This window comes from Bacillus sp. FSL K6-0073, from assembly GCF_038006085.1.
GTDB classification, from domain to species: Bacteria; Bacillota; Bacilli; order Bacillales; family Bacillaceae_G; genus Bacillus_A; species Bacillus_A cereus.
Genome location: NZ_JBBOUN010000001.1, coordinates 800,707 through 826,933 on the forward strand (window position 1 = coordinate 800,707; position 26,227 = coordinate 826,933).

Consider the following 26,227-nt stretch of genomic DNA (forward strand, 5'->3'; position numbering starts at 1 on the left):
AAAATAGGGGTTTACAAAATACCCTATAGGGTATAATATATTGTCATAGGTTATAAATAGTGACATAATGGTAATGAGGTGATTATAGGATGGAATATAATCAAGATATGAAAAATAGATTGAAACGTATTGAAGGTCAAGTTCGTGGTGTACTTCGTATGATGGAAGAAGGAAAAGATTGCCGAGAGGTTATTACACAGTTAACGGCATCTCGTTCTGCACTTGATCGTACAATTGGACTTGTTGTTGGGACAAATTTAGAGCAATGTTTGCGTGAGCAGTTTGAAAGCGGTAATGCTTCAAATGAAGAGTTAATTAAAGAAGCTGTTCAATTACTTGTAAAAAGCCGATAATCTGTCAGACATAATTGTTGACAGATTTTCAAAAACATTTTTATATACCCATACAGGTATATGTATATAAATTATGGAGGAATCGACTATGAATATAAAAGTGGATATGAGTTTAGATTGTAAAGGGTTGGCTTGTCCGATGCCGATTGTGAAAACGAAGAAGGCGATAGAAGGATTAGCACCAGGGCAAGTGATTGAAGTTCAGGCAACAGATAAAGGATCTATGGTAGATATAAAAAGTTGGGCGGGTAAAGTAGGACATCAATATATCGGGACGAAACACGAGGATAATGTATTGGTGCATTATGTTAGGAAAGCAAACGAGCATGAAGTGAATGAAATTGTGAAATATCCTCATACAATTACGAATGCTGAATTGGAAGAGATAGTATTAAGTGGTGAAGAGTGTATTATAGTAGATGTTCGTGAAGCGGCGGAATTCGCTTTTGGTCATATTCCATCGGCTATTTCAGTTCCATTAGGCGAACTTGGTAGTGCGGAATTAGATCAGACGAAGCAAATTTACGTCGTTTGTCGAACTGGTAACCGTAGTGATGTAGCTTGTCACATGTTGAAAGAGAAAGGTTATGCAAATGTGAAAAATGTCATCCCAGGCATGTTAGAGTGGAAAGGGAATGTGGAAAAATAAAATTTTTTAAATAAAAATATACCTACGGGGGTAATGAGATGAATGTTAAAGCATTACAAGCAAAAGATGTTGCAGAGAAAGTTTTATTCGGAGAGTTGTTTATTTTAGATGTTCGTAATGAGGCGGATTATGAAGGTTGGAAAATTGAAGGAAAAGAAGTTACTTCAATGAATGTGCCGTACTTTGATTTATTAGAGGGTGTAGATCGTATTGTCAGTGAACTACCTAAAGATAAAGATGTTTTAGTAGTATGTGCAAAAGAAGGGTCTTCTATATTTGTAGCAGAGCAATTAACAGAGGCTGGATTAGAAAATATTTACTATTTATCTGGTGGTATGAAGGCTTGGAGTGAATATGTAAAGCCTATAAAAGTGGGAGATTTAAAAGATGGCGGAAGTATGTATCAGTTTAACCGTCTTGGAAAAGGTTGCTTATCATATATGGTTATTTCAAACGGTGAAGCAGCAGTTATTGATGCAGTAAGAACAGTTGAAGCGTACGAAGAGTTTGCGAAAGAGCATGGCGTTACGATTACGAATGTAATGGATACACATTTACATGCAGACCATATTTCTGGCGGACGTAAGTTAGCGGAAAAAGTAGGTGGTACGTATTGGTTACCGCCAAAAGATGCAGAGGAAGTTGTGTTCTCATATAAACCACTTGTTGAAGGATCTGTTATTACGGTGGGGGGTACTAAAATTGAAATTGATGCATTATACTCACCGGGGCATACGATTGGAAGTACGTCATTTATTGTAGATGATTCCTATTTATTATCAGGTGATATTTTATTTGTAGATTCAATTGGACGTCCAGACCTTGCTGGGAAAGCTGAAGATTGGGTAAGTGATTTACGTACTACTTTGTATAGCAGATATAAAGAACTATCTCAAAACTTAGTTGTGTTACCGGCTCATTATTCAAAAATAAGTGAAATGGACGAGAGTGGTATTGTTAGTGCTAAATTAAAAGATTTATTTGCGTATAATGCAGGATTAAATATTGAGGATGAGGGAGAGTTTCGTAAAGTTGTAACGGAGAATTTACCACCTCAACCGAATGCATATCAAGAAATTCGTCAAACAAATATGGGGCGATTAAATCCAAGTCAAGACGAAGAGCGTGAAATGGAGATTGGTCCAAACCGTTGTGCTGTTCATAATTAATTCGATTTTAAATGTAATAAAAATAGGAGGTATATAAGATGAAAGTGAAAAAAGTATTAGATGTAAAAGGATTAGCATGTCCAATGCCAATTGTAAGAACGAAGAAGGCAATGGAAGCATTACAATCGGGGGAAGTGTTAGAAGTACACTTAACAGATAAAGGTGCGATTAAAGATATTCCAGCATGGTCACAAAAAGGCGGTCATGAGGTGTTAAAGCATACAGAAGAAGAAGGCGAATTAAAGTTCTGGATTAAGAAAGCTTAATTATAAAAATAGGAGGCAAACAAGATGAAAGTGAAAGAAGTATTAGATGTAAAAGGATTAGCATGTCCAATGCCAATTGTAAAAACAAAGAAAGCAATGGAAGCATTACAATCGGGGGAAGTGTTAGAAGTACACGTAACAGATAAAGGTGCGATTAAAGATATTCCAGCATGGTCACAAAAAGGCGGTCATGAAGTGTTAAAACACACGGAAGAATCTGGTGAATTAAAGTTCTGGATCAAGAAAGCATAGCGGTTCAATAATAAGTGGAAGATTACATCCTCTGCTTATTATTGAAAGTAAAGAGGATAATCATATATGTCTTATATAGTTATATCTCTAATAGTATCGATGCTAGGAAGTTTAGTAAAACGTTACATTCCGGTTTTAAATGTTGCATATATTTCGTTAGAACAAGTAAGGAAAATGGAAAGTGTTGTTGTAGATGTACGCAATTATACAGAGAGTCACAGTGATAACACTTCTAGAATTATGTGTATACCGTATGCGTATTTAAAACGGTATTATCATGAAATACCAAATAAGCCTTTGCATCTTATTGTTCATAATAAAGTGGATCGGAATTTAAGTGTTCGTTTTTTAAGAAAGAAAGGGTTCCATATTCAAAGCTATAGTATATATTTGGACGGGAAAAAGGCATAGAAGGAGTTTAAATAGTTTTATGGATGTAAAGACAATATTGAATGTAATCTTAATTGTACTTGTATCGTGGTTTATTATTTCTCGCTTCTTACCAGTTAGAGGAGTAAAAAATATTTCAGGAAAAGATTTAAAACGTATGATGGGGCAAAAGAATAAACAATTTATCGATGTACGTACAGTAGGTGAGTATAGAGGGAATCATATGAAAGGGTTTCAAAATATCCCACTAAATGAGTTAGCGAGTAAGGCAAATCAGTTAGATAAAAATAAGGAAGTAATTGTTATTTGTCAGAGCGGGATGAGAAGTAAGCAAGCAGCAAAGGTATTAAAGAAATTAGGATTTCAGCACGTTATCAATGTTTCAGGCGGTACGAATGGTTTGTGAGGAGGGAATTTAAAATGAAAGAAATGACAGTAAAAGAATTGGAAGAAAAATTGTTACGTAAAGAAGCAGTAAATATCGTGGACGTACGTGAAGTAGAAGAAGTAGCCGAAGGGAAAATTCCAGAAGCGTGTAATATTCCACTAGGACTATTAGAGTTTCGTATGCATGAGTTGGATAAAAAGAAAGAGTATATTATCGTTTGTCGTTCTGGCGGAAGAAGTGCACGAGCAGTTCAGTTTTTAGAGAGCTACGGTTTTCAAGCAATTAATATGGTAGGTGGTATGTTAGCATGGGAAGGTAAAGTCGTATAGTACAGAGATACATGATTTGAACCTTTTTATAAATGATGAAATACCCCTATAGGTAATCGGAGGGAGAACAACATGGAACAACAGAAGAAAACAACAATCGTTTTATTTAGCGGAGATTATGATAAAGCAATGGCTGCTTATATTATTGCAAATGGTGCAGCGGCGTATGATCAAGAGGTAACTATTTTTCATACTTTTTGGGGATTAAATGCTTTAAGGAAAGATGAGCATGTGAAGGTAAAGAAAACTTTTATAGAAAAAGTGTTTGGAAAAATGATGCCACGCGGTGCGGATAAGATGGGATTATCAAAAATGAATTTTGCAGGTATGGGACCAAAGATGATTAAAGGTATTATGAAAAAACATAATGCGATGCCTTTACCAGATTTAATCGATTTGGCGAAAGAACAGGGGATTAAACTTGTCGCTTGTCAAATGACAGTAGATTTATTAGGGTTAAAAGAGGAAGAGATTATGGAAGGGGTAGAGTTTGCAGGAGTAGGAGCTTATTTAGCAGATGCTTCGGATGGAAATGTAAACTTATTCATTTAATTCATCTTCTTTCTAGAAGGGAGGGGATGTAAGATGAGCTTAGTCGTATTACTTTTTATAATTGGATTTATAGGATCGTTTATATCAGGAATGGTTGGAATTGGCGGTGCGATTATTAATTATCCGATGATCTTATACATTCCGGTATTGCTAGGATTTTCTGGCTATACATCACATGAAGTGAGCGGTATTACAGCGGTGCAAGTATTCTTTGCAACTTTTGCAGGGGCATGGGCCTATCGGAAAAGTAATGATATGGATAAAACGCTAGTTGTATATATGGGAGCTAGTATATTAATAGGAAGTTTCATAGGGAGTTTTGGTGCTAACGTATTAGCGGAACATACGGTCAATGTTGTTTATGCAGCTTTAGCCACAATTGCTGCTATTATGATGTTTGTACCGAAGAAAAATAATAGCGGAGCAGTTCATTATAATAAATGGTTAGCAAGTTTGTTAGCATTTATTGTAGGAGGTGTTTCCGGTATTATTGGGGCTGGCGGTGCATTTCTTTTAGTTCCTATTATGCTAGTTATTTTAAAATTACCATTGCGCATGACGATAGCAACATCTATCGCTATTACGTTTATTTCCTCAGTAGGGATTACGACTGGAAAAGTGATTACTGGACAAGTAGTTGTGATTCCAGCTCTAATTATTGCGGTTGCAAGTATATTTGCTGCGCCACTTGGAGCACGAGTCGGGAAGAAGATAAATCAAAAAGTACTACAGTATATGTTATCGATTTTAATTGTCGGCACTGCTGTTAAAATGTGGATCGATATGCTATCAAAATAAAAGGATGGTGCTGCTTACAGCCCATCCTTTTATTTATTACCTGTAAACCTCATGGATTATAGTTTTAATTTATGCCCAAATAACTTTCATTAAGTTTTTATATTCGTCATTTGCTAATTTATATAGCATTCTCGTATGTTCAAAGACAAGTGCTGGATTAAAGTTTGGTTCTGAGAATGCAAGAGATGTTGAAATATCAATTGCATTTTGCTTATTTAATGTGAATTTTGCAAAGCGATAAGATGTATTTAATTCATTAATGAGATGTAAAATATCATTTGTTGATGTTGCATCAGGCACGTGAGCAACATTGAAGCAGTATATATCCACCGTAGGATGTTCGTTTTGGAAAGCAGCGATAAGTTGAATTTTTGCGCCAGCTTCTGTCTCTAATCCTACTGAAAAATGAACAGAGCCATCATTTTCATCTATATTTTCTTCCATGTATATATCGTTGGATTTTAAGTAGTCTTTAAAATCTGAGATGTTATGTTTTACTGCAGCTTTCATATGTATGAGCCCCCTGATAATTGGAATAGATTGCTACTATTTATTATAATTTAAAAATATTGAAAAAGATAGTTAGAAAGTTCTGATTTTTGATTCTGACGAAATAAAAAGAAGCAGTACTCTACCTCCATAGAGTACTGCTTCTTTACTATTCATTGTCGTTAGACGATGTTTCTGTATCTTCACTGCTATTTTTGTTCTTATTTTTCACTTCATTGTTACTTGATTCGCGCTCACTTGAATTTTCAGACTTAGATTCTTTTGTCTTTTTCGAATCAGAGTCTGAGCCAGACTTTGTATATGCAGGTAGCCCAAGATGAGTACGAAGTTCATTTGTAACATTAGCTAATTCTTTTTTATCTGGATTGTAGTAGTAAGTTCGACCACCACCAGCAGATTTGCTACAAGTATCGTCACCTTTTGCCATATAGCAATCATCACCTTGGATTTGTAATTTCTCAATTTCCGAATCCGATCCATATTTATAGAATGAAAGCATATCATCAAATGTTAAGTTTGTAACGAATTGTCCGTTAATATCATCAATGATGTTACCAACTTTTGTTACAGAACCAACACTTGTTAGTTTCTTTAAAATAGCCTCGATAACGAGTTGTTGACGTTGTCCACGCATGGCATCACTATCGATGTGTCTTGTTCTAGCAAGAGCAAGAGCTTCTTCGCCATTTAGCTTTTGAACACCTTTTTCTAGGTGAATAGCCTCAGCATTATCATTGCTATCTTGCTCAGTAAATTCAACTGGTACATCAACTTCAACACCGCCCAAGTCATCGACGATTTTTATAAATGATTTAAAGTTGAATTTTACAAAATAATCGACAGGAACATTCATTAATTTTTCAACTGCATCAATGCTTGCTTGTGGTCCACCATTTTTTCCGTTTTTAGCAGAACCGAATGCATGAGCGTGTGTAATTTTATCTTTTTTCTTTTCTATTGGAATATAAGTATATGTGTCACGTGGGATACTTAATAGTTTAACAGTTTTGCTATCTTTATTAAATGTTGCAAGCAAAAGCGCGTCTGTTCTTATAGCTTCACCATATTCTTTTCCTCGGACATCGCTTTCATCAACACCCATTATTAAAACAGAGACGTTATTTGTAATAGGTTTTACAGCTTTATCTCGTAAATCAGATTTATCACCGCGTGCTAAATCGTGTGCGGCATTGCGAACAGCAGAAGATGCTTTATTTACTAAAAACCAAGTATAACCGCCGCCTATTAATAAAACGAATAGTATAGCGCTTATAATAATTTTTATTTTTTTCTTATTTTTTTTCGGTTTATTGCGTGTATTTTCTTGCAAAGATGGGTTTTGCTCCATTTCCTGTACTCCTTCATTTGGATTGAAATACGACACTCATATCCACTTATTATAATGAAATTTAGCGAAAAAAAACATTACAAAACATTTACATTTCGTAAAAATTCAATATATTTATAAAAAGTCAGATTTTCTATATATTATTTGTCAGATGTAGAATAAGTATAAGGGCTTTTAGTAGAAATGAAAATATATATTATGAGAAAGTGATAGGGAAGTAAGATTTGTTGAAATATAGCCAAGAAGAAATGAGTAAGCTTACTTATTTCTTCTATATAATAAAGAAGAATTTGACGGATAAAGGAGAGAGCATAATGAATCATACATCATTCCGAGCAATCGTTGTGAACGAAAAGGAAAATCATCAGTTTGTAAGAAAAGTTGTTGAGAGAGAAGTAAGTAGTTTACCTGAGGGAGACGTATTTATACAAGTTCATTATTCTTCATTAAATTATAAAGATGCTCTTTCAGCTACTGGTAATAAAGGTGTTACGAGAACATATCCTCATACGCCGGGAATTGATGCTGCAGGAGAAGTTGTGAGTAGTGAAGATAACTCTTTTAAGGCAGGAGATCAAGTTATTGTAACGGGATATGACTTAGGTATGAATACCTCTGGTGGTTTCGGAGAATATATTCGCGTGCCATCATCTTGGGTCGTGCCTTTACCAGAAGGAATGTCATTAAAGGAAAGTATGATGTATGGGACAGCAGGTTTTACTGCGGCTTTGTCGGTATATAAGCTTATTGGAGCAGGAATCAAGCCTAATATGGGAGATGTTTTAGTAACGGGTGCTACAGGCGGCGTAGGGAGTGTAGCTGTTAGTATATTAAGTAAGTTGGGGTTTAACGTAGTAGGAGCGACAGGAAAAATGGAAGAGGAAGATATGCTACTACGTCTAGGAGCGAAAAAAGTGATTCATCGCGCGGAATTGAATGATGAATCAGGAAGACCGATGTTAAAAGGGATATACGCCGGAGTTATTGATACTGTAGGTGGACGTATGTTAGAAACAGCTTTAAAAACAGTAAAGTATGGTGGTTGTGTAACGACATGCGGTAATGTGGCAGGCCAGGAATTACAAACAACGGTATATCCGTTTATTTTACGAGGCATAAGCCTTTTAGGGATAGATTCTGTACAATGTCCAGCAGATGTGAGAAGTGATGTGTGGACGCTCTTAGCAAATGAATGGAGTAATAAAGAGTTAAGATCTTATACAGGAGAATGTACATTAGAAGAATTAGAGGAGAAGTTTACACTTATATTGCAAGGGAAATTAAAAGGAAGAACAATTGTTAAAATAAAATGAAATGAAAAAAAGAGACGCTTAATGTAGCGTCTCTTTCTTATTATAATGATTGTTTTAAATTGATTTTTCCTTGTTCGCCTAAAACACCGTCAGCGATATTTACAGCGTGATCGCCAATGCGCTCTAAGTTACTTACCATATCGACGAAGATGATACTTGCATCACCTGAACAGCTGCGTTCGTTTAGACGTAATACGTGACGTTTACGAAGAACACGTTCCATTTGGTCGATTTTGCGTTCTTTAGCAATAACAGTTTGAGCTAGTTCAGTATCGAAGTTTGTTAAAGCTTCAACTGAGTCTTGTAGTGTTGAAATTGTTAATTCCAGCATTTCATTTAATTCAGCTAATGCTTCGTCTGATAGTGAAACACGGTTTGAAATTTGGAAATCTACAAGTTCTACAAGGTTTTCTACATGATCACCGACACGTTCAATATCTCCAACAACACCTGCTAAAACGGAATGTTTTTCAGAATCTGTAGGCGAAAGCGGCTTTTCTGATAGTAAAACTAAATACTCGGTAATTTTTTTATCTAAATTGTTAATAGCTCCTTCTAATTGAGTAGCCATGTCAGCGTGTTTTTTGTCTTGTGTATTTAAAAATTGGTTTGCTTCTTTTAATCCATGTAATGAAAACTCAGCCATACGGATAATTTCTTTTTGAGCTTCTGTTAAAGCGATAGCTGGAGATTGCTCAATAAAAATTGGGTTTAAATGCTGCGGTTTGAAATCAATAGCAGAATCTTCGCCGCGAATAAGTTTTGTTACAATCCATGCTAATACAGCGATGAATGGGAATTGAATAACTGCATTTGTTATGTTAAATGTTCCGTGTGCAAATGCAATTGTCATTTCTGGATTTAAGTTTAATGATGTTTGGAAATATTGAATTAAGCTTGTAAATGGTACTAATAAAATCGTAAATATAATTGTACCGACGATATTAAAGATAACGTGAACTAATGCTGCACGTCTTGCGGCAACAGAAGTACCGATTGCTGCTAATACAGCTGTAATTGTTGTACCGATGTTATCACCAAATAATACAGGAAGGGCAGCTTGTAAATCGATTGCACCTTGACCGAATAGTTCTTGTAAAATACCGATAGTTGCACTTGAACTTTGTACAATTAAAGTAAAGACTGTACCGACAACAACTCCTAAAATTGGGTTATCACTCATACTAACCGTTAATTCTTGGAATGATTCTAAAGAGCGAAGAGGTTTCATACCTGTGCTCATTAATTCCAAACCGAAGAATAACATACCAAAGCCGAATATAACTTGACCTAAAGAATGTACTTTTTTATTTTTAAAGAAGAATAATAAGATAGCTCCAACCGCCATAATTGGGAGAGCGTATTCTCCGATTTTAATTCCGATAATAAATGCAGTAACTGTCGTACCGATGTTTGCACCCATAATAACACCGATTGCTTGTCTTAATGTCATAAATCCTGCACTTACAAGTCCGACTGTTAAAGCGGTTGTTCCTGAACTGGATTGGATTAATACCGTAACTAACATACCTGCTAGTACACCCATGAGTGGGTTTGTTGTAAAACGATCTAGAATATCACGAAGACGATCTCCAGCTGCTTGTTGCAGTCCATCGCCCATGTATTTAATCCCGAATAAGAAAATACCTAATCCACCAATGAACTGGAAGATCATATCTTGAACATTATATTCCACGCATTCCACTCCTTAAATTTCATGTACGATGTAATTATTAACTGAACCTTGAGTCACTGTAAACGATTTGCTAGTAAAATTTACACTAAATTTACAAAGGGTAGAAAAGTTTACAATACCTTAAAGAAACAGCTGTATTTTATTGGTTTTCATCATGTGTAAATCTTAATTTTGTAAAAAATCACACTCTTTAGAATAGTGTTTTTCATTTGAATATCAAGGAAAGCGTCTGCGAGTTCATCGTATATTTTTTGATGAAAGTTAAAAAAATATGTAGGAAAATGCATGTAGTTTTATAACAGTAACATGAGGGGAAACAATTCTTTTAACACGATAAAAAAGCCACTGAATTATCCAGCAGCTTTTTCCTTGTTTTTACCGCCATGCTTTTGTTTTCTTATGCTTGTAATGTAAATGAAGAGAAAAGCAATAAGTAATAGAGAGGAGTAACGATATACAGTTGCATAGTTTGTAAAGTGAGCAATAAATCCAAAAATAATCGCTCCAGCGCCGATTCCAAGGTCAAATGCGGAGAAGAATGTAGCCGTTGCTACACCGCGTCGATGCGGTGCTACGCGGTCAATCATCCATGCTTGTAGTGCAGGTTGGATCGCTCCAAAACCACTTCCGTAACATGCTGCAGCAATGATTAAGCTCGGGATTGTCGTCGTATACGACAATAAAATAATGCCTGTAAACGTTATAATAACTCCCGGAATGATGACGAATGTATGGCCTTTCGCATCATATAGCTTTCCGGAGAATGGACGAGTCACAGCGATTGCTAGTGCGTTACATAAAAAGAAGAGACTAATATCAGCTATGCCGACTTCTGTAGCAAATAGTGTGATAAAACTTCCGATTCCTCCGTACATTAATGTAATACATAATATTAATAATGAAGGAAGTAAAGCTTTACGCTCAATAAATCCATCGAGAAAAGTACTAGATGATTGTTGTGGAGGCTGTTTCGATTTTTGGATTTGAAGTAGTTTCGTTAATATTAATGAAACAATTGTGCACGATAATGCACATAAAAAAAGAATTGTGAAGTTATATGTTTGCATAAGCCATAGTCCGATAAGTGGTCCGAGGGCCATTGCAATTGTTCCAGAAAGGCCAAAATATCCCATGCCTTCTCCGCGGCGAGCTGAGGGAATTAAATCAGAAACGACAGTTCCATATGTAGTCGTTGTAATACCGAAACCAGCTCCGTGTAAAATACGAACAGCAAGCAAGAGAAAGATAGTTGAGGCGAAAAGGTAACTGCCCATAGCGAGTAAACAGATAGCAGTACCGATCATTAAAATGATTTTTTTATTGAATTTTTGCAAGGCGTTCCCAGTTAGCGGTCTAACAAAAAGTGCCGCAACGGTAAACATGCCGACAACAAATCCGATATTGGAACTTGTGCCACCAATTTCTTTCACATAAACAGGTAAGGTTGGAATTAACATTTGAAACCCTAAAAACATACATAAGTTTGCAAAAATTAAAGCAACAAACTCTTTTGTCCATAACGGTTCTCGTTTTACGAGTATTGCTTCTCCCATATATTCATCCCCTATATAAAGTTTTCTCTTTTCTTTCGAGTATATGTATTGGCCAATGCAACAGTCAAGGAAGGTGTCTTGAAAACGGATAACAATTTTTAAGATGAAAAACTGACAAATTTGTGTAAAAGCTACACAACTATGAAAAAAAGATGTAAAGTATAGATGTATAGACTTGTAGGTGTTAAGAATGATAGAAATTGTTTTTTCTTTAAAGAAAGCGGATTTAAAAGAGTAGTGAACAAGAAGGGGATATATACTTTTTCACTACATATATTTGAAAGGGTTTACAATATGATGAAGAAAGAGGCGTGTACATATGAGACGATTAGGTATTTCTATTTATCCAGAACATTCAACAGTAGAGAAAGATAAGGAGTATTTAACATTAGCAAGTAAATATGGATTTACACGTGTGTTCACATGTTTATTATCTGTGGATGGAGAAAAAGAGAAAATTATAGAAGAATTTAAAGAAACGATCTCTCATGCGAATGCATTAGGGTTCCAAGTATTAGTTGATATTAGCCCATCTGTTTTTGAACAATTAGGTATTTCGTATAATGATTTATCATTCTTCCATGAATTAGGTGCGTACGGTATTCGTTTAGATGTCGGTTTCTCAGGATTAGAAGAATCAATTATGACTTATAATCCGTATGGTTTGAAAATTGAGATTAATATGAGCAATGGTACGAAGTATGTAGATAACATTATGAGTCATAGACCAAATCGTGAAAATTTAATTGGTTGTCATAATTTTTATCCGCATCGTTATTCAGGGTTATCATACGATCATTTCATTAAATGCTCGAAACAATTTAAAGATTACGGTATGAGAACGGCAGCTTTTATTTCATCATTTGATGCAACATACGGACCTTGGCCAGTAACAGAAGGGTTATGTACATTAGAGCAGCATCGTGAATTACCGATGACAACACAGGCGAAGCATTTATTTGCGACTGAATTAATTGATGATGTTATTATTGCAAACGCATATGCGTCAGAAGAAGAATTACAAGCACTAGGTGCATTAAATAAAGAGAAGCAAACATTTGATATAGAACTATATGATACAACGACAAAACTAGAAAGAATTATCGTATTAGACGAACCACATTTTTATCGCGGAGATGTATCTGAATATATGATTCGTTCTACACAAAGTCGTGTGAAATATAAAAAAGAAGAATTTAAACCTCATAATACGCGCGAAATTAAGCGTGGAGATTTATTAATTGATAATGAACAATATGGCCAGTATAAAGGTGAATTACAAATTGCATTAAAAGATATGGTGAATACAGGAAAAACAAATGTAGTTGGTCGAATTGTAGAAGAAGAGATTTTCTTACTAGACTATTTACAAGCATGGGATAAATTCGGATTCACATTAAAGAAATAGAGAGAATATAAAGGGGAAAAACTACTGATTTCAGCAGCTTTTCCCCCTTTATATATAAAGAGCGAGAGGAAGAGCTATGACAAAGGTGCATCAGCGATTAATTTCTATTTTAGAGGAATTTTTAGAAGAGAAATCGATGTTAAATCGAGCTTTTTTAGCGGGTCGTTTACATGTATCAACGAAGACGATTCAAAAAGATATAAAATTATTAAATGATATATTGGAAGAAAACGGAGCGAAAATCGAATCGCAAAGAGGGAATGGGTACGAATTAGAAATTATACAAAAGAAGAGATTTGAAGACTTTTGTGTGAGTCTATTTCAAAAACAGATGGAAAAGATCCCAACTTCTTATGAAGAAAGAATAGCGTACATTCTGCAGCGTGTTTTAATGATAGAGGGATATGTGAAGCTTTCAGAATTAGCGGAAGAGATGTATGTGAGCAAATCAACGGTCAATTTAATTATGAAAGATGTTACAGATATATGTGGTTGCTATGAATTACAAATTGAGAAGAGACCGTATTATGGTATACGTATTGTTGGAGAGGAATTTAATATTCGTTCTTGTTTATCACAATATGGTTTACCGCGTTATGACCATACTCCGTTTCATGAGCAATTTGAGCAGACGGAGACATATTTATCGCTACCTCATATATCACTCATTCGTTCAATTATATTAAAGTATATTGAAGGCGGAACAATATATTTATCTGATATAGAAATTGATAATTTAGTCATTCATATTGCAATCGCATTAAAGCGTTGTCAAAGTCAACATTATATAAAAGGACTGCATGCGGAGCAATCAGAACTTATACTAAAGAAAGAATATACAATTGCGAAGCAGATTTTAGGAGATTTAGAGAAAGAGTTGAAATTTTCATTTCCAGAAGAAGAAGTATTATATGTGACGATGCATTTATTAAGTACTGCTGTTACAACGAGAGATCGCTATGAAAATGTAGAAGAGCTATTAGGGAAAGATATATATGCATTTATGCAACATATTCTTTTTAAAGTAGCGGAAGAACGGAATCTTATTTTTTATTATGATGAAGAATTATTATTTGGATTTGGTATTCATTTAAAAACGTTATTAAATCGTTTGAAGTATAAGCTAAATACGAGAAATCCTCTTTTGGCAGAAGTGAAAAAGAATTATCCGTATGCTTTTGAAATTGCTGTTCTCGTTGGAGATATCATTGGTGAATATACGGGTGAATCGATCCCTGAAAGTGAAATTGGTTATATTGCAATTCACTTCGGCGGAGCGATGAGCCGTTTGCAGGAGCAAAATCAAAAGAAAAGATGCTTATTAGTTTGTGCGACTGGTCAAGGAAGTGCACAACTATTAAAATATAAAATTTTATCACAGTTCCGAGATAAATTAGAGATTGTAGGTATTACAGGCTATTATCAATTGAAAGTAGAAGATCTTTATAAAGAAAAAATAGATTGTATTATTAGTACGATTCATATACCGAGTGGCTTGCCTGTTCCAGTTATAAAAGTGAATTCAATATTTGATGATAAAGAGATTAAATCGATTGGTCAGCGATTGTTTACGCATGTGAATACTAGTGTGCAGCCTTATATTAAGGAAGATTTAATCTTTTTAAATCATAATGCTTCTACGAAAGAGGATGTTATTCAGTTTTTATGTGAAAAAGCTGCTGAGAAACGCTATGTACCAAAAAACTTTTATGCTTCTGTTATGGAGAGAGAAAATACGTCTCCGACAGCGGTTGGGAATTCAGTTGCGATTCCGCATCCGATGCAGTTATTAAGTGAGGAAACTTTTTTGATGTTTTGCACACTTGAAAAGGCTGTTGATTGGGGAGATAAAAAAGTACAAGTAATTATTTTATTTAGTGTAAAGCGCAATAATAATGAAGATTTGCAAAGGCTTTATGATTTTTTATATGATATTATGTCTAGTCAAACTACGATAGAGAAACTTACTCAGACTGAGGTAATTGAAGATTTTCAAGAAATTTTATTATCATTTTGAAAAAGTATATAAAAACTTCCGTTACATAACGGAAGTTTTTTATGTTTAATTGTATGCGTTTTCATAATAAGATAAAAATATAGAAAACATATAGCTTGGGGGAATTTAAAATGGCTGATATGCAAACTCCATTTGCGTTAATTTTACATGGTGGTAATGCGAGAAGCGCGGCGCTTGAAGCAATTGCTTTTGCAAGACAAGGAGATTTCGGGAATGCCGGTGAAAAGATGAAACTTGCTAGTGAGGAAATTTCATCAGCGCACCGTATTCAAACGGATTTAATTCAAGAAGAGGCAAGAGGAAATCATGCAGAAATTAGTTTACTGTTAGTGCACGCACAAGATCATTTAATGAATGCAATTACAGTGAAAGAACTGGCTGAAGAATTTATTGCTCTTCATAAACGAGTAGAAGAGAAAGTGACAGTATAAGATGTACATTTTATTATGTTGTGCAGCAGGTATGTCAACGAGTATGGTCGTAAGAAAAATGCAAGAAGAGGCAAAGAAACAGGGGAAGAATTATAAAATTAAGGCGGTTGATTCAGAACTTGTGAAACTGGAAATAAAAAATGCTGATGTTGTTTTAATCGGACCACAAGTGAAGTATTTGTTTCCAGCGGTACAGTTTCTTGCGAAGTCATACGATATACCGGTTGCAATAATAGAACAAAGAGATTATGGCATGTGTGACGGTTTAAAAGTACTGAAACAAGCAGAACAATTAGTTTTAGCATAATTATATCTTTTTAAATATAAACATTATAATGTTATAAAGTTTATTTCATTCTTTTATAGTAGAGAGAAAGAGGAGGGCTATTGATGAATGGGTTTATGAGTTTTATGGAACAAAAGATTATGCCAACAACGCAAAAGATTGCAGGACAACGACATTTATTAGCAATTCGAAATGGGGTTATTTCTACATTACCGTTAACGATCGTCGGATCATTTTTCGTTATCTTTTTAAATTTACCAATTGATGCATATATGGAATGGATTGCACCGTTTCGCCATATTTTAGATATTCCATTTCGATTTACAGTAGGACTAATGGCATTATACGCAGCGTTTGGTGTAGGGGCTTCGCTCGCGAACTTTTATCAGCTCAATCAGTTAAGTGCAGGGTTATTATCTGTACTCGCCTTTTTACTAGCATCAGTTGAACCAATTCAAATTACGAAAGCTGTACCAGGTGTTATTGATGCAGGTAGATATATTTCAGTAGGAACATTAAGTGCAACGTCTTTATTTGGCGCAATTGTTACAGCATTAATTGCAGTAGAAATTTATCATTTTATGATTAAGCATAATATCTCGATTAAATTACCAGATAGTGTACCACCAGCAGTTTCAAATTCGTTTGCAGCATTAATTCCAACATTAGCAGTTATTCTTTTATTCTGGGGCATTCGCTACGGTTTGAAATTTGATGTGAATACAACGATCACATATTTAATCGCACCATTAAAATCAGTATTAGTAGGAAATAATTTATTCGGTGGTTTATTAACAGTATTCTTAATCGTGTTTTTCTGGTCATTCGGTATACATGGACCAGCGATTTTAGGACCAATTATTCGTCCGATGTGGGATTCAGCAATTCTTGAAAATATGGAAGTATTCACGGCTACAGGAAATGCACATCAGTTACCAAACTTATTTACAGAGCAGTTCATTCAATGGTTCGTATGGATTGGTGGATCAGGATCAACGTTAGCTTTAGTTATTATGTTTATGTTCTCTAAATCTAAGTTCTTAAAAGAGTTAGGTAGATTATCATTCGTGCCAGGCTTATTCAATATTAACGAACCAATTATTTTCGGTGCACCAATTGTAATGAACCCAATCTTAATTATTCCATTCGTTATTACACCGTTAGTGACAACGACGGTATCATATTTCGCAGTTGTTTCAGGTATGATTCCACTTATGATGGCGAAACTGCCATTTACGATGTTAGCACCAATTGCAGCGGTGATTAGTACGGACTGGACAATTATGGCTGGTGTACTTGTACTTGTTAACTTTGTTATCTCGTTCGTTATTTACTATCCATTCTTCAAAATGTATGAGAAACAACAATTAGCAGGAGAGGAGAAAACAGAATGCTCGGAGCAATTATCATCTTAATTACATTCGTGGTCGGACAGTGTATTGCTCATTATTCGAAATGGGTACAAAGTAAATCTTTATTAGTGTTACTACTAGTATCAGTTTTGTTTATCGGTTGTTCAATGGGTGCATATGTAATGTTAAGAGTGCAATCACCGTACGTAATTATTGTACCGACAATTTTATGTGCAACATGTTTATCTGCAAAATATAGATTTACGAGCATGGCATTAATACAACGTGTGAAGGAGATGCAAAAGCATGGAGCGTAAATTAGGAATTTCACTTTATCCAGAACATTCAACGAAAGAAAAAGATATGGCTTATATTTCCGCAGCGGCACGACACGGTTTTTCAAGAATATTTACTTGTTTGTTATCTGTGAATCGTCCGAAAGAAGAAATTGTAGCTGAATTTAAAGAGATTATCAATCACGCAAAAGATAACAATATGGAAGTTATTTTAGATGTAGCTCCGGCTGTGTTTGATCAGCTTGGTATTAGTTATAGCGATTTATCATTTTTTGCAGAGTTAGGCGCAGACGGTATTCGTTTAGATGTAGGCTTCGATGGGTTAACTGAAGCGAAAATGACGAATAATCCGTACGATTTAAAAATTGAGTTAAATGTAAGTAACGATATTGCGTACTTAGAAAATATTCTTTCGCATCAAGCGAATAAATCAGCTTTAATTGGTTGTCATAATTTTTATCCGCAAAAATTCACTGGTCTTCCGTACGATTATTTCATTCGCTGTAGTGAACGCTTTAAAAAGCATGGTATTCGCAGTGCAGCTTTTATTACATCACATGCTGCAAACATCGGTCCATGGGATATTAACGACGGATTATGTACGTTAGAAGAGCATCGTAATTTACCAATTGAAGTACAAGCGAAGCATTTATGGGCAACAGGGCTAATCGATGATGTCATTATCGGAAATGCTTATGCGAGTGAGGAAGAGTTAGAAAAACTAGGAAACTTAAATCGCTACATGTTACAGCTAAAAGTGCACTTTGTAGACGAAGCGACTGAAGTAGAGAAGAGAGCTACGCTGCAAGAATTACACGTAAGGCGCGGCGACATAACAGAGTATATGGTACGTTCTACAGAAGTACGTAAAAAGTACAAAGATTATGACTTCCCAGTGCGCGAAAGTGTGCTACAGGAAAGAGGGCAAGTTGTAATTGGTAATAACTCATTCGGAAAGTATAAAGGTGAACTGCAAATCATTCTGAAAGAAATGCCGATAGATGAACGGAAAAATATTGTCGGTACAATTGCGGAAGAGGAGTTATTCTTACTAGATTATGTAGGAGCTTGGACGCAGTTTACTTGTGTGGAATAGAGAAGAGAAGGAGAGGATGCTGTGGCATCCTCTTTTTTCTGTTGAAATGAAAGTCTATCATATATAGAATGCAAAGAGATAGATTTAATTTGGACGGGAGAGAAGGAGATGGAAGGGTATATAGATAGTTTATTAAGGCGGATGGCTGATGAGGATACAGAGGTTAGACATCGTGCTTATGATGAAGCAAAAGAGCTAGATGACCTATTAACGTTTCCTTATTTACAGCAGAAGGTAACCAAAGCAAAAAAAATATCTATGAAGAAAGATATGTATTATGTAATGACGAAACTTGCTATTAATACGAAAGAGATCAGTATTGCTGATTATCTTATAGATTGTTTGGAATGTGAACAAAACCCGACTTTGTTAAGTGAACTGCTTAGTAATATTTATACATTGCCAGAAGTAAGTGATACAAATAAAATTATTCCGTATATTTACCATAAAAACGATAGTGTTCGTTATTGGGCTATTTCTTCCTTAAAGTTATGTAAATCATTAGAAGCGGAGAGTGCTTTACTAAAGTTGCTGGATACTCAAGAAAATAAAGATGAGATTACACATATTTGTTATACATTGTTTGAGATTGGAACGAAGCAATCGATTCTGCCGTTAACAAAGCTTTTATATAGTAATAGTGCCTATGTTCGTTCAACTGTTATTGAGGTGTTAGCAAAAATAGGGGGATCGGACTTACAAATAGTTTATATTGAAGCTTTACAGGATAGAAATGTGATGGTGAAATATGAAGCTGTTCGAGCTATTTATACGTATGGCGACGAAATGGCAATGAGACCAATTTGCGAACGTGTGAATAAAATTGTTGCTAGAAGACGGAAAAATGAAGCAGAGCCTACGGATGAAGCAGAGATTATCATTGCTCTTCGTTTCTTACATAAGTTTGCTAATCATGAAGAAGTTTTAAAGATATTTGATAAAGTGTATAAAAAACGTGGAAACTTGTTTATGTCGGAGAGGAAGTGGCTTCGAGACAATATTACTTACTTTCAAGAGAAAGAAAGAATGTAAGAATCATAAAAAAAGAGCCAGCCTCAACGATGAGACTGACTCTTTTTTACTAACTAGTTTAATACTTTAACTGTAACTGTTTTACGTCCCCAGCTACTTGATGTACCTTTATCTGGCATTAAAACGTCGATTTTATTACCTTTAATAGCTCCACCAGTATCACCAGCGATTGCTACTCCGTAACCTTCAACCCATACTTTTGAACCTAATGGAATTACACTTGGATCAACTGCAATAAGTTTCATGTTTGGATTAGCTGTTAAGTTATGACCTAAAGCTGATTTTACTTGGTCGCCTGCTTTATAACCATTTTCAAGTGGATCTGCTGTGTAAGCTGTTGCTACAACACGTAACTCACGAGAAGATGATGGTGCACTTGTTTCAGTTTCTTTTGCAACAGGTTGTTGTGTAGCTGGTTTTTGAGCTTTAGCCGCTTCACGAGCTTTAGCTGCTTCTTGAGCTTTAGCCGCTTCACGAGCTTCAGCTGCTTCTTGAGCTTTAGCCGCTTCACGAGCTTTGGCTGCTTCTTGAGCCTTAGCCGCTGCTTGAGCTTCAGCATCTGCCTGAGCTTTAGCTGCTTCACGAGCTTTAGCCGCCTCTTGAGCTTTAACTTCTGCTTGAGCTTCAGCATCTGCCTGAGCTTTAGCTGCTTCTTGAGCCTTAGCAGTTTCACGAGCTTTAGCCGCTTCTTGAGCTTTAACTTCTGCTTGAGCTTCAGCTGCTTCGCGAGCTTTAGTTGCTTCTTGAGCTTTAGCTTTTGCTTGAGTTTCAGCTACTTCCTGAGCTTTAGCCGCTTCACGAACTTTAGCTGTATCTTGAACTGTAGTCGTTTTTTCAACTTTAGCTACTGGTTGAACTTTAACTGGTGCTTTACCTGTTAAGTAAGGAACATGAACATAAGCTGTTTTTCCGTTATATTCAAATTGAATCCAATCATTCTGTACTTGGTGTGTTGTTTCAATTACATCATCTTTTTTCAACTTACCAAGAATCTCTGAGTCTGTGTTTGCTCCAGCACGTACGTTTAATACGTTTGCTGTTACGTAGTAAGTGTCTTTTGTATAGTCAGCGCTTATGAAAGCTTCTTTACCGCTATTCAATTGAACTTTTGACCAACCATTTTCTGTATGTAAAACATTTACTTTATATCCATCTAATAATTTTCCTACAACTTTTGATTCAGTAGTTGGGTTTTCTCGTACGTTTAGTACGTCAGTCGTTACGATTGTTTCTGCTTTAGCAGATGTTGTGAAAATCCCAAGACCAAAAACCGCTGCTGTTGCTATACCCATAAATTTTTTCATAATAGCCTCCATTGCATTTGTTTTCGTTGACCTCATTATAGCAACCATTATTTTCTTATTTGCGAAAAACATAAAATTACAAAGCTTTCGTAACGGGGCATTAATATTCTGTAACAATTCCATAAATATCCTGATAGCGCTTCCTTGTTGTTTTTTGGCGTATCAGGGCATATGAAACACAAAATGAGTAGTATTTCAATTACTGTAACGTTAATAATGTTACAGTAATATTTCTAGGTGATATCTATAGCGTTACGAAAGTAGCATATTTTACTGTTTGAATGGAAATTTAGTTATAAAACGATAATCTTTTTAGGCGTGAAAATATATAAATGAGGTGAAATTTAATAAAATATCGATATAATTGTTACAAAATCAGTCGAAGTATGGAAAAAATTACGCCTTGATTTTCGTCTGTTACATAGTATTTTTGCAATAATAGAATTAGATAATAGCCTTATTACCTATAAATAATGAAGAGTATGAGAATGATAGTTGTAACGTGAAACATATATAATAGAAGAAACTCAATTTAGTAGATAAATAAAAAACGCAGGAGTGTAAACTCCTACGTTTTTGTTTATTCATATCGTAAACATTCAATTGGATCCAGTTTGGCAGCTTTGTTAGCTGGTAGTAAACCGAATATAATACCGATTAACATTGAGATACCTACTGCAAGAAGTCCAAGTTCTTTTGAGACAACGAGTGGCCATCCAGCAAAGATTGAGACGATCCAAGCGAAGAAAATACCGAGCATGAATCCGATGAAACCACCAAGTCCTGTTAAAATACAAGATTCGATTAAGAATTGTGTTAATACTTTACCACGTGTTGCACCAAGTGCTTTACGAATACCAATCTCACGTGTACGTTCTGTTACAGATACGAGCATGATGTTCATTACACCGATACCACCAACAAGTAAGGAGATAGCAGCAATACCACCAAATACCATTTTCATCATACCAATTGATTCGTCTAGTTGTTTCGTAAATTCACCTAAATCTTGTGCTTCGAATTTGTGCTCAAATTTAGGAGCTTTCATTTCGTTTAAGACAGAAACGGCTTGTTTTTCTACACTTTTACGTTCTGTCGGAGAGGTCATTGTTAATCTTACAGAGTCATACTCATTTACTCCTGAAATGACAGGCGCATTTTCAAGTGATGTATAACCTTCAGGCATAGGCATTCCAAAGTCGTTTTTCGTTTCGTATACACCAACTATTTTATACGGCTTTCCTTTTATATCTGTGTATTGATTTGATTCCCAACCACTACTAAATAATTTGTTGAAAGCTTCTTCATTTAATATAACAGCAGGGATTGCTTGGTTTAGTTCACTGTCATTTAATTCACGACCGTGAACTAATTTTATTTTCGAATCTGTCATAAAGGCGCCTGTTCCACCTTTTAAATCAAGATTTACATCTTTTGAACCAGCAGATGCTTTTACTTTCATACTTACGTCTGGATACACATCTTTAACGCCAGGAACAGTTTGAAGGCGGTTTAGCATATCAGGTGTGATTTTGGCACTATCTGTTCCGTAATCAGGATTGTTGTAGTAAATCGTTACTTCGTTATCTTTTCCTTGGCCTAATTCTTTTTTAAACTTTGCGTTTGTACCATCACCCATTGAAATGATAGTAATAATGGCACTAATACCGATAATAATACCTAACATCGTTAAAATAGAACGCATTTTATGAGCAAAGATAGAGGAAAGGGCCATGCGTATATTTTCACTCGTATTCAAAATTAACCTCTCCAATCTTGGACGATATTTCCGTCACGAATTACAATTTGACGTGCTGCAGCTTCCCCGATTTCACGGTCATGGGTAATCATAATAATTGTTGAGCCTTGTTTATTTAATTCGTAAAAGAGGTCCATAATTTGTGTACTCGTTTTCGTATCAAGTGCCCCCGTCGGTTCATCGGCTAAAATGAACTTTGGGTTATTTACGATTGCACGTGCAACAGCGACACGCTGCTTTTGTCCACCTGATAATTCGTTCGGTAAGTGAGTAGCGCGATCAGCTAAACCGACTTTTGTTAAAGCAGCTAATGAGCGCTCGCGTCTTTCTTTTTTATCGACTCCAGCGTAAATAAGAGGTAGTTCTACATTTTGAAGCGCTGTAAGTCTCGGTAATAACATGAAGTTTTGGAATACGAATCCGATCTCTTTATTACGTACGTGTGCAAGTTCTGTTTCAGTCATGTTTGAAATATTTTGACCGGCTAGTTCGTACGTACCTGTCGTCGGTTTATCTAAGCAACCGATAATGTTCATTAATGTTGATTTACCAGAACCAGAAGGTCCCATAATAGAAGTGAATTCTCCTTGGTTCAGTGTTACGTCAATTCCGTGTAATATTTGAACGGATTCTGCACCATTTTGGAAGGATTTCGTGATGCCTTTTAAGTTAATCACTGGGCGACAACCTCCATACCATCTTTTAAGTCTTTTTCAGGTTTAGAGATAATTTCCTCTCCTTTTTTCACTCCAGAAACTTTTGCTTCGCTATCAGTCTCGAATTCAACAGTAACTGCTTGTTCTTTCGCCTTACCGTCTTTTACAACGAAGACAACATTTTTATCACCTTTTTTCACGATACTGCTTTTCGGAACAATTGTACCAGTTGCTTCGCCAGATTTACTTGTTACGTAAACGTGGAAGCCGTTTTGTAATTCGTCACTATTATCTAATGTGACAGTGAATTGATAGTTAGAAACAGTTTTATTTTCATCCATGCTCTTTAATGGTGTAGAACCGATTTCTGTTACTTTTCCTGTCCAAGTCTTACCAGCGACAGTTTTTGATGAAACAGTTACTTCTTGCCCAACTTTCATACTAGCAAGCTCATATTCAGAAAGTTGACCTTTTACTTTAAATTGACCAGCGTGACGAAGAGTAATTCCGCTCATACCTGTTTTTTCGTCAGCAGTTTTTACGATATCATCAATTACGCCATCAGCAGGACTTGTTACAGAAAGAGTGTTTACTTTCTCTTTTGCTGCTTTAATCATTTCATCAGCTTTTTCAACTTCAAACTTTTTCATTTCAAGTTGTGATTCTAATTGCCCAACTTCAACTTCTGATGCTTTTAATGCTTCAGCAGGAAGGCCTGCATTTTTATCTTTTTGTAATTTTTGTTTCGCCGCATCAATTTGTTTTTGGAACAACGTTACTTCTTTTTGTGCGATTTTCTTTTGCATTTCTGCTTCTGTTACACCTTGTTTCGCAGTCGGATCAGTGTACTTAAATAGAAGCTGACCCTTTTTCACTTCATCGCCTTTTTTAACAGCTAATTCATATGTTCCTTTTGTTGGATCGAATGAAATAGTTTCAATTCCATTTGGAATAACTTCGCCACCAAATTTTTGCGCGTTTTGGATTTGTTTTTCAGTTACTTTATATCCGCTATATGCCATTGCTACTTCTGAACCGCCACCAGCAAATGCAAAGTATGATCCAGCTGCAATTCCGATTGCTACTACACTAGTAATTAACACTTTATTTTTCTTCTTCATCTATTTATCACCTTTTCGTTCGTTTTAGTATCTACATTAAGTATAGAAGAGGTGAAGAATCTGACAAATCGTTTTAGCTTACAATAACCTTACAGTTTTGTAAGGTATGAATATGCAAATGTAAGGTAGAGGTTGTCCTAGTGTAAGCAAATGAATTGACTCGTCGTTTCTTTCTTACAATAATATTGTATGGAGGAAAGGAGGAAGGAAGATGGAAGCTTATTTTAGCGCGCACCCATTAAAACCATTTATTCCATACTCAAGGCAACACGCCCTTATATTATTTATTATGTTGGTGGGGATATTTTTTCTGTATCAATACCAAGATGTATTACGTCAAAATGAGTGGAATATAACGGTTCGATATGCGATTACATTTTTATTTATAGGTAGTGAAATTGGGCTTCATATGTGGGAATGGAAAGCAGGGATTTTTGAGTTAGCTACTTCATTACCGTTTGAATTATGTACAATTAGTTTGTTGTTAGCGTCGATTATGATTGTAACGAAAAGTTATCGAATATATGAGATTGTATTTTTTACGGGAATTATTGGTGCATCACAAGCCATTTTAACACCAAATTTGCAATATGCTTTTCCGCATTTTCGTTTCATTGAATATTTTATCGCGCATGTATTGCTCATTTGGGCACCACTCTTTATGACTTGGGTGGAAGGCTATAGACCGACCTTGCAATCTATTAAGCGTACGATGATATTTTTAAACATATTGATTCCGCTTGTTTCGTTTGTGAATTACAAAACAGGTGGTAATTATATGTTTTTAGCTCATAAGCCAGAAACAGCTTCATTACTCGATATGTTAGGGCCGCATCCTTACTATATTATTTCATTAGAAATAGCTGCGCTTATTGGATGTTTCATTTTGTATATGCCGTTTGCGAAAAGAGAAAGGCATGCGCATAAAGAATCACTAGGATCATAGCCTAGTGATTTTTTGTCTTTAAAATATTTACAATTCAGAAAATTAAGAATAAAATTAGAGGATAAATTATATATAGAGAGAAGGGAAAACGTGGTCAAAAAAGTTTTTCTAAATGGAATGGAAGTGACGATTCAATTTCTTATTTCGATTTTGGGGATTATTATTTTAGGGGCTTTGCCGAAATTATTTTATGGATTTAAGGTGGATGTATCAAAGTACATACAGAGTTTAAAAGAAGTGTTTGTGAACTTAATGGATATTTCCAATTTGCAATATGTGAAAGGTAAATTTTTATTTCCACAGTTGTTCGTCCATTATAAAGAAACGATTATTATTTTTTTGGCTGCTTTTTTCATTTCATTATTTATAGCATTTTGCATTGTTTATGTCATTATGAGTAGTTCAACGCGTATACAACATCGAATTAAATCATTTCTTATCTTCCTAGAATCCATTCCAGATATTCTTCTTATTTTAGTATCACAAATTTTAGTTGTATGGTTTTTTAAACAAACAGGTTTTTTACCTTTTCAAATTGCGTCAATTGGAGGCGAGTCGATTAGAGGGTTGCCAATATTGTGTTTGAGCATCCCGACTACGATTATGTTTGTAAAAATAGTAGTGCTTCGTTTTGAAAATGAACTAGAAAAAGATTATGTACTATTTGCTAAGGCGAAGGGTTTAGGGCGTTTTCATATTTTAAATCGTCATATTTTACGAAATGTGTTGCTTAGTACACTATTCTTTGCGAAAACGAATATCTTTTTTATGTTATCTAATTTATATATTATAGAATGGATTTTTAATACGGGTGGTATTTTTATGTTTTTGAAATCGTATGAGGGTATTAGAGTTGAGGTTTTCATCGTTAGTATGCTGCTTATATATATCCCGATATTTATTTTATTCAAGCTGTTTCATTATTTCATTCCAGCTGCGATGAAGGAGAGATTATAA

29 protein-coding genes are annotated in these 26,227 nt (G+C 35.2%); 21 read left to right on the forward strand and 8 right to left on the reverse strand.

Annotated elements, in window-relative coordinates; translation table 11 throughout:
- The first annotated feature begins 89 nt into the window (after positions 1-89).
- The 10 genes from MHB52_RS04125 to MHB52_RS04170 all read left to right on the forward strand — a co-directional run bounded on the left by MHB52_RS04125 (position 90) and on the right by MHB52_RS04170 (position 5,146).
- Positions 90-353: a metal-sensitive transcriptional regulator gene (locus tag MHB52_RS04125; RefSeq protein WP_000456205.1), complete on the forward strand. Its 264-nt coding sequence runs from the start codon at positions 90-92 to the stop codon at positions 351-353.
- Positions 354-441: 88 nt separating this feature from the next.
- The gene (locus MHB52_RS04130; RefSeq protein WP_061664797.1) at positions 442-1,002 is read left to right on the forward strand and encodes a sulfurtransferase TusA family protein; all 561 of its coding nucleotides are present in this window, start codon (positions 442-444) and stop codon (positions 1,000-1,002) included.
- 38 nt (positions 1,003-1,040) lie between these two features.
- Positions 1,041-2,171: an MBL fold metallo-hydrolase gene (locus MHB52_RS04135; RefSeq protein WP_001101019.1), complete on the forward strand. Its 1,131-nt coding sequence runs from the start codon at positions 1,041-1,043 to the stop codon at positions 2,169-2,171.
- Positions 2,172-2,209: 38 nt separating this feature from the next.
- A complete protein-coding gene (locus MHB52_RS04140; RefSeq protein WP_061664796.1) occupies positions 2,210-2,437 on the forward strand; it encodes a sulfurtransferase TusA family protein in 228 nt (75 codons plus the stop codon).
- Positions 2,438-2,461: 24 nt separating this feature from the next.
- Positions 2,462-2,689 carry a sulfurtransferase TusA family protein gene (locus MHB52_RS04145; protein ID WP_061664795.1) on the forward strand — a complete coding sequence of 76 codons (228 nt, stop codon included), beginning with the start codon at positions 2,462-2,464 and terminating at the stop codon, positions 2,687-2,689.
- 66 nt (positions 2,690-2,755) lie between these two features.
- Positions 2,756-3,100: a hypothetical protein gene (locus MHB52_RS04150; RefSeq protein WP_000120509.1), complete on the forward strand. Its 345-nt coding sequence runs from the start codon at positions 2,756-2,758 to the stop codon at positions 3,098-3,100.
- 19 nt (positions 3,101-3,119) lie between these two features.
- Positions 3,120-3,485 carry a rhodanese-like domain-containing protein gene (locus MHB52_RS04155; RefSeq protein ID WP_061664794.1) on the forward strand — a complete coding sequence of 122 codons (366 nt, stop codon included), beginning with the start codon at positions 3,120-3,122 and terminating at the stop codon, positions 3,483-3,485.
- Between the two features lie 14 nt (positions 3,486-3,499).
- A complete protein-coding gene (locus MHB52_RS04160; RefSeq protein ID WP_000661816.1) occupies positions 3,500-3,796 on the forward strand; it encodes a rhodanese-like domain-containing protein in 297 nt (98 codons plus the stop codon).
- Positions 3,797-3,868: 72 nt separating this feature from the next.
- Positions 3,869-4,348 carry a DsrE/DsrF/DrsH-like family protein gene (locus MHB52_RS04165; protein ID WP_000437728.1) on the forward strand — a complete coding sequence of 160 codons (480 nt, stop codon included), beginning with the start codon at positions 3,869-3,871 and terminating at the stop codon, positions 4,346-4,348.
- 33 nt (positions 4,349-4,381) lie between these two features.
- Positions 4,382-5,146, forward strand: a complete 765-nt coding sequence (locus MHB52_RS04170) for a sulfite exporter TauE/SafE family protein (protein ID WP_016117198.1) — start codon at positions 4,382-4,384, stop codon at positions 5,144-5,146.
- Positions 5,147-5,215: 69 nt separating this feature from the next.
- On the opposite strand, the gene MHB52_RS04175 is transcribed toward MHB52_RS04170, so the two are convergent.
- Positions 5,216-5,656: a YbjN domain-containing protein gene (locus tag MHB52_RS04175; protein WP_000642360.1), complete on the reverse strand. Its 441-nt coding sequence runs from the start codon at positions 5,654-5,656 to the stop codon at positions 5,216-5,218.
- 148 nt (positions 5,657-5,804) lie between these two features.
- Complete coding sequence (locus MHB52_RS04180; protein ID WP_000437393.1) at positions 5,805-7,004, reverse strand: LCP family protein; 1,200 nt, start codon at positions 7,002-7,004, stop codon at positions 5,805-5,807.
- A 227-nt stretch (positions 7,005-7,231) separates the two neighbouring features.
- Here MHB52_RS04180 and MHB52_RS04185 point away from each other — a divergent pair, with 227 nt between their 5' ends.
- Positions 7,232-8,317: a YhdH/YhfP family quinone oxidoreductase gene (locus MHB52_RS04185; RefSeq protein WP_137025993.1), complete on the forward strand. Its 1,086-nt coding sequence runs from the start codon at positions 7,232-7,234 to the stop codon at positions 8,315-8,317.
- A 40-nt stretch (positions 8,318-8,357) separates the two neighbouring features.
- Here MHB52_RS04185 and MHB52_RS04190 read toward each other — a convergent pair whose 3' ends face one another.
- Together MHB52_RS04190 and MHB52_RS04195 are read right to left on the reverse strand one after the other, a co-directional pair.
- Positions 8,358-10,013 (reverse strand): Na/Pi cotransporter family protein, encoded by a 1,656-nt coding sequence (locus MHB52_RS04190; protein ID WP_061664793.1) that lies wholly within the window; start codon positions 10,011-10,013, stop codon positions 8,358-8,360.
- A 350-nt stretch (positions 10,014-10,363) separates the two neighbouring features.
- Positions 10,364-11,566, reverse strand: a complete 1,203-nt coding sequence (locus MHB52_RS04195) for an MFS transporter (RefSeq protein ID WP_000503238.1) — start codon at positions 11,564-11,566, stop codon at positions 10,364-10,366.
- A gap of 319 nt (positions 11,567-11,885) precedes the next feature.
- Here MHB52_RS04195 and MHB52_RS04200 point away from each other — a divergent pair, with 319 nt between their 5' ends.
- From MHB52_RS04200 to MHB52_RS04235, 8 genes are all read left to right on the forward strand, one after another.
- Positions 11,886-12,974: a DUF871 domain-containing protein gene (locus MHB52_RS04200; protein ID WP_016117200.1), complete on the forward strand. Its 1,089-nt coding sequence runs from the start codon at positions 11,886-11,888 to the stop codon at positions 12,972-12,974.
- A gap of 76 nt (positions 12,975-13,050) precedes the next feature.
- Entirely contained in the window at positions 13,051-14,991 is a 1,941-nt protein-coding gene (locus MHB52_RS04205) for a BglG family transcription antiterminator (protein ID WP_061664792.1), read from the forward strand.
- Positions 14,992-15,101: 110 nt separating this feature from the next.
- On the forward strand, positions 15,102-15,422 hold the full coding sequence (locus tag MHB52_RS04210) for a PTS lactose/cellobiose transporter subunit IIA (protein WP_044796328.1): 321 nt from the start codon (positions 15,102-15,104) through the stop codon (positions 15,420-15,422).
- A 1-nt stretch (position 15,423) separates the two neighbouring features.
- The gene (locus tag MHB52_RS04215) at positions 15,424-15,729 is read left to right on the forward strand and encodes a PTS sugar transporter subunit IIB (RefSeq protein ID WP_061664791.1); all 306 of its coding nucleotides are present in this window, start codon (positions 15,424-15,426) and stop codon (positions 15,727-15,729) included.
- An 83-nt stretch (positions 15,730-15,812) separates the two neighbouring features.
- Positions 15,813-17,123, forward strand: a complete 1,311-nt coding sequence (locus tag MHB52_RS04220; RefSeq protein ID WP_001013053.1) for a PTS sugar transporter subunit IIC — start codon at positions 15,813-15,815, stop codon at positions 17,121-17,123.
- On the forward strand, positions 17,099-17,377 hold the full coding sequence (locus tag MHB52_RS04225; RefSeq protein ID WP_061664790.1) for a hypothetical protein: 279 nt from the start codon (positions 17,099-17,101) through the stop codon (positions 17,375-17,377). Before MHB52_RS04220 ends, MHB52_RS04225 begins: the two co-directional genes overlap by 25 nt.
- Positions 17,367-18,452: a DUF871 domain-containing protein gene (locus MHB52_RS04230; protein WP_044796330.1), complete on the forward strand. Its 1,086-nt coding sequence runs from the start codon at positions 17,367-17,369 to the stop codon at positions 18,450-18,452. The genes MHB52_RS04225 and MHB52_RS04230 overlap by 11 nt, the downstream gene beginning before the upstream one ends.
- A gap of 108 nt (positions 18,453-18,560) precedes the next feature.
- Positions 18,561-19,484, forward strand: coding sequence for a HEAT repeat domain-containing protein (locus tag MHB52_RS04235; protein ID WP_061664789.1), 924 nt, complete (start codon positions 18,561-18,563; stop codon positions 19,482-19,484).
- 53 nt (positions 19,485-19,537) lie between these two features.
- Here MHB52_RS04235 and entC read toward each other — a convergent pair whose 3' ends face one another.
- From entC to MHB52_RS04255, 4 genes are all read right to left on the reverse strand, one after another.
- On the reverse strand, positions 19,538-20,911 hold the full coding sequence (entC, locus tag MHB52_RS04240; RefSeq protein WP_061664788.1) for a cell wall-binding protein EntC: 1,374 nt from the start codon (positions 20,909-20,911) through the stop codon (positions 19,538-19,540).
- Between the two features lie 457 nt (positions 20,912-21,368).
- Entirely contained in the window at positions 21,369-22,523 is a 1,155-nt protein-coding gene (locus MHB52_RS04245) for an ABC transporter permease (protein ID WP_001986269.1), read from the reverse strand.
- A 26-nt stretch (positions 22,524-22,549) separates the two neighbouring features.
- Positions 22,550-23,224 carry an ABC transporter ATP-binding protein gene (locus tag MHB52_RS04250; RefSeq protein ID WP_000609104.1) on the reverse strand — a complete coding sequence of 225 codons (675 nt, stop codon included), beginning with the start codon at positions 23,222-23,224 and terminating at the stop codon, positions 22,550-22,552.
- Complete coding sequence (locus MHB52_RS04255) at positions 23,221-24,324, reverse strand: efflux RND transporter periplasmic adaptor subunit (protein WP_061664787.1); 1,104 nt, start codon at positions 24,322-24,324, stop codon at positions 23,221-23,223. Before MHB52_RS04255 ends, MHB52_RS04250 begins: the two co-directional genes overlap by 4 nt.
- Before the next feature lie 211 nt (positions 24,325-24,535).
- On the opposite strand from MHB52_RS04255, the gene MHB52_RS04260 reads away from it, so the two are divergent.
- Both MHB52_RS04260 and MHB52_RS04265 read left to right on the forward strand, forming a co-directional pair.
- Positions 24,536-25,270, forward strand: coding sequence for a YwaF family protein (locus tag MHB52_RS04260; protein ID WP_061664786.1), 735 nt, complete (start codon positions 24,536-24,538; stop codon positions 25,268-25,270).
- 90 nt (positions 25,271-25,360) lie between these two features.
- On the forward strand, positions 25,361-26,227 hold the full coding sequence (locus tag MHB52_RS04265) for an ABC transporter permease subunit (RefSeq protein ID WP_000239684.1): 867 nt from the start codon (positions 25,361-25,363) through the stop codon (positions 26,225-26,227).